Genomic DNA, 807 nt, shown 5'->3' with positions numbered 1-807 from the left:
TCGGCGGTGTCCTGCCAGCCGGTGACGGACACGCACGCCACCTCGCCCATCGCCAGGACGGGGTAGTCGTTGCCGTCGGGGTCGAGCCGGTCGCCGTAGAAGAGCATGCCGCCGAGAGGCACGCCGGTCTCCTCCGACAGGCGTCGCATCCCGTACGCCTTGTCGATGCCCTTGCGGGTGATGTCCACCGACGTCGAGCCCCCCGAACGCACCTCCAGGTCGGGCACCCGCGCCGCGACGGCGTCGCGCAGCGCCGACTTCCGCTCGCCCGTCGGATCCCACGCCCGCTTGGCGTCCACGGGAGCCGCCTGCCCCAGCGCGGAGAACGTGATCTGCGACCCGCGGTCCTCGAGGATCTCCCCCCAGGTGTCCCGCTCCCACAGGCCCAGCCGCACCGCCTCCTCCTGCACCGCCGTCAACGCCCGACGCTTCTCGTCGTCGGTCAGGTCCTGCGTGTACACCACCTGGAACTCCGACCCGTCGTGCCGGTAATACTGGGTGCCGCACGTGGGCAGCAGGTGCACGTGCGACAGCGTCTCCGAAGACGCCTCCGGCAGACGGTCGACCACCTGCTGCCGGAACTGGGCGATCTGGCCACCGGAGATGATCGCCACCTCCACCCGCTCCGCCAGCCGCACCAACAGCTCGCCGATCCGCGGATCGATCGGGCTCTTCGACGGGGCCAGCGTGTCGTCGAGGTCGAACGCCACCACCTGGGCGGGCGCGGCGAACGATGCGTCAGCGGGAGGCGCGGAGGTCATCCCCTCAGCCTAGGCGGTCGCGCCGGAGAGGCCGCGGCGGTGCCGA

At 71.7% G+C, this 807-nt stretch carries 1 protein-coding gene; it reads right to left on the bottom strand.

Going from position 1 to position 807, the window contains the following annotated elements:
- Window positions 1-761, bottom strand: a 761-nt coding sequence (locus tag K5S26_RS18505; RefSeq protein ID WP_221861007.1) for an HAD-IIB family hydrolase, incomplete at its 3' end; no start/stop codon positions are given.
- Window positions 762-807 lie beyond the last annotated feature (46 nt).

The sequence above is a fragment of the Microbacterium marinilacus genome (genome assembly GCF_019753765.1).
Lineage (GTDB): Bacteria > Actinomycetota > Actinomycetes > Actinomycetales > Microbacteriaceae > Microbacterium > Microbacterium marinilacus.
The sequence above is the reverse complement of the archived record's forward strand: the minus strand, read 5'-3'. Positions and strand labels throughout refer to the sequence as shown.